The sequence below is a fragment of the Phenylobacterium sp. genome, from assembly GCF_044371015.1.
In the GTDB taxonomy this organism is placed as follows: Bacteria; Pseudomonadota; Alphaproteobacteria; order Caulobacterales; family Caulobacteraceae; genus Phenylobacterium.
The window spans coordinates 1-2,922 of record NZ_JBILUK010000320.1 but is presented as its reverse complement, the minus strand read 5'-3'; the positions used below and the strand labels follow the sequence as shown (position 1 = coordinate 2,922).

General features: G+C 69.2%; 4 protein-coding genes. 3 read left to right on the top strand and 1 reads right to left on the bottom strand.

Annotated features, from left to right (window positions below; genetic code table 11):
- Positions 1-45 precede the first annotated feature (45 nt).
- Genes ACIQ3R_RS17000 through ACIQ3R_RS16990 form a run of 3 tightly spaced genes read left to right on the top strand, consistent with a single transcriptional unit; the run spans position 46 to position 2,596 of the window.
- Positions 46-585 carry a gamma-glutamylcyclotransferase gene (locus ACIQ3R_RS17000; RefSeq protein ID WP_397420035.1) on the top strand — a complete coding sequence of 180 codons (540 nt, stop codon included), beginning with the start codon at positions 46-48 and terminating at the stop codon, positions 583-585.
- Between the two features lie 56 nt (positions 586-641).
- Complete coding sequence (locus ACIQ3R_RS16995; protein ID WP_397420034.1) at positions 642-1,940, top strand: O-acetylhomoserine aminocarboxypropyltransferase/cysteine synthase family protein; 1,299 nt, start codon at positions 642-644, stop codon at positions 1,938-1,940.
- Positions 1,941-1,957: 17 nt separating this feature from the next.
- The gene (locus ACIQ3R_RS16990; protein WP_397420033.1) at positions 1,958-2,596 is read left to right on the top strand and encodes a glutathione S-transferase family protein; all 639 of its coding nucleotides are present in this window, start codon (positions 1,958-1,960) and stop codon (positions 2,594-2,596) included.
- Positions 2,597-2,600: 4 nt separating this feature from the next.
- On the opposite strand, the gene ACIQ3R_RS16985 is transcribed toward ACIQ3R_RS16990, so the two are convergent.
- The coding region (locus ACIQ3R_RS16985) for an RsmD family RNA methyltransferase (RefSeq protein WP_397420032.1) at positions 2,601-2,922 on the bottom strand (322 nt) is incomplete at its 5' end.

The window sequence follows — 2,922 nt, the reverse complement described above, 5'->3', positions numbered from 1 at the left end:
TGGGGTGCGGCTTCGGGTTCGGGAGATTTCGGCTTGCGGGGGGCCATGGGCTCGGAGCGTTGGGTGTTCGGTTACGGGTCGTTGATGTGGCGGCCGGGCTTCCCGTTCGAAGCCCGTTCGCCCGCCATCCTATATGGCCGCCGTCGCGCCTTCTGCATCTATTCGGTGCACCATCGCGGCACCTATGAGCGACCGGGCCTGGTGCTGGGCCTGGCGCCCGGCGGCGCCTGCCGGGGCGCGGCCTATCGCGTCGCCGAGGCCGACTGGCCGGAAACCTACGCCTACCTGATGGAGCGCGAGCAGCCGACCGAGACCTACATCGAGGCCAGCCGCCACGTGCGCCTTGAGGACGGTCGCCGTGTCGAGACGCTCTGCTTCCTGTCCGACACCGCCCACCCTCAGTGGGCGGGCGCGCTGAGTCTCGAACGCCAGGCCGAGCTCATTGCCGGCGCCACCGGCCTGTCCGGCCGAAATGTCGACTACCTCCGCGATCTCGTCGCCCACCTGGAGGAACTCGGCGTCCACGACGAGACCATGACGCGCCTCTTGGCGATGGTGGAGGCCGGGGAGCGCGCGGCAGGTTGACGCTGGCGCCGCCCGCGGGCCACTTGCCCCAAACCGCCGATCCCGGAGACACGCCCATGTCCGCCACCAGCCTTCGCCCGGAAACCCTGGCCGTCCATGCCGGCTGGCGCGCCGATCCCTCCACCGGCTCGGTGGCGGTGCCGATCCACCAGACCACGTCGTACCAGTTCCGCGACGCTGACCACGCCTCGGCCCTCTTCGCGCTGCAGGAGCTGGGCAACATCTACACCCGCATCATGAACCCCACGACCGACGTGCTGGAACAGCGTGTCGCGGCGCTGGAGGGCGGGGTCGGCGCCCTGGCCGTGGCCTCAGGCCAGGCGGCCTCGGCCTTTGCCGTGCAGAACCTGGCCCGGGCCGGCGACAACATCGTCAGCTCCACCGCGCTATACGGCGGCACGTGGAACCTTTTCGCCAACACGCTGAAGGATCAGGGGATCGAGGTCCGCTTTGTCGACCCGGCCGATCCGGAGAACTTCCGTCGCGCCACCGACGCCCGCACCCGGGCCTACTACGCCGAGACCCTGCCCAATCCGAAGCTGGAGGTGTTTCCGATCGCCGAAGTCGCCGCCATCGGCCGGCCGCTGGGCATCCCGCTGATCATGGACAACACCGCAGCTCCGCTTCTCTGCAAGCCGCTTAAGCACGGCGCGGCGATCGTCGTCTATTCGGCCACGAAGTATCTGGGCGGCCATGGAACCTCGATCGGCGGCCTGATCGTCGACGGCGGCGACTTCGACTGGGAAGCGCACCCCGAACGCCAGCCGCTGCTCAACACGCCCGATCCCTCCTACCATGGCGCGATCTGGACCCAGGCGGTCAAGCCGCTCGGGCCCATAGCCTACATCCTGCGGGCGCGGGTGATCCTGCTGCGCGACCTGGGCGCGGCGCTCTCACCTTTCAACGCGTTTCAGATCATTCAGGGGGTCGAGACCGTGGCGCTGCGGATGGAACGCCACTGCGCCAACGCCACGGCCGTCGCCGCCTGGCTCGCCAAGCGCGCCGGCGTCGCCCGCGTCATCCATCCCTCGCTGCAATCGGGCGAGGCCCGCGCCCGCGCCGACCGCAACCTCAAGGGCGGCTATGGCGGTCTGGTCGGCTTCGAACTGGCGGGCGGGGTCGCGGCGGGCCGGCGCTTCATCGACGCGCTAAAGCTCTTCTACCATGTGGCCAATATCGGCGACGCCCGCAGCCTGGCCATCCACCCGGCCTCGACCACGCACTCGCAGCTGACGCCGGAGGAACAGGCCGCCACCGGCGTCTCGCCGGGCTATGTCCGCCTCTCCATCGGCATCGAACACATAGACGACATCCTGGCTGACCTGGATCAGGCGATCAACGCCGCCGGCGCCTGACGCAAGAGGAGACCACCATGCTGACAGTTCACCACCTCGGGATCTCGCAGTCCGAACGGATTGTCTGGCTCTGCGAAGAGCTCGGGATTGACTACGCCTTCAAGCGCTACGACCGCCGCGCCGACAACCGACTGGCGCCGGACGAATACAAGGCGCTGCATCCCATGGGCATCGCGCCGGTCATCACCGACGGCGAACTGGTGCTCGGCGAAAGCGGCGCCATTTGCGACTATATCTGCGCCCGCTACGGCGATGGCCGCCTGACGCCCGCACCGGACGATCCGGACTTCGCCGATCATCTGTTCTGGTTCCACTGGTCCAACGGCACCTTCATGGCGACCCTGATGATGCAGTTGGTGTTGGGCGGCGCGGGTCCGGAGACAAATCCAGCCGCCGGTTTCGTCGGTGAGCGCAGCCGGCGGGGCTGGGAGATGGTCGAGGCGCGCCTCGGCGAGGCGCCCTTCTTCGGCGGCCGCAACCTGACCACCGCCGACATCATGATGGTCTACTGCCTGACCACCAGCCGCGCTTTCCGCGGCACGGCCCTGGCGGACTTCCCCAACCTCAAAGCCTACCTCGCCCGCATTGGCGCAAGGCCCGCCTACCTGCGCGCCATGGCCAAGGCCGAGCCGGGGATGGCGCCGATGCTGGGGTAGGGGTTCAGGCGCCGCTCCGCCGCAGGAACCACACCTTCGCCGCGCCATAGTCGCGGGCGTCGAGCTCTTCGAACCCGTCCACGACCAGCGCCGGTTCGCCGGAGCCACGCTCAAACACCACGATGGCGTCGTCGCTCAGCCAACCGCCCTCGACCAGACGGCCCAGCGCCTGTTCGCCCAGACCCTTGCCGTAGGGCGGGTCGAGGAAGGCGAGGTCGAAGGGCGGACCGTCGGCGCCGGGCCGCTGGCCCAGGTCGACGGCGCTGCGACGATGCACGCGGGTGGCGCCGAACAGGCCCAGCGCATCGACGTTCTCGCGGATGGCG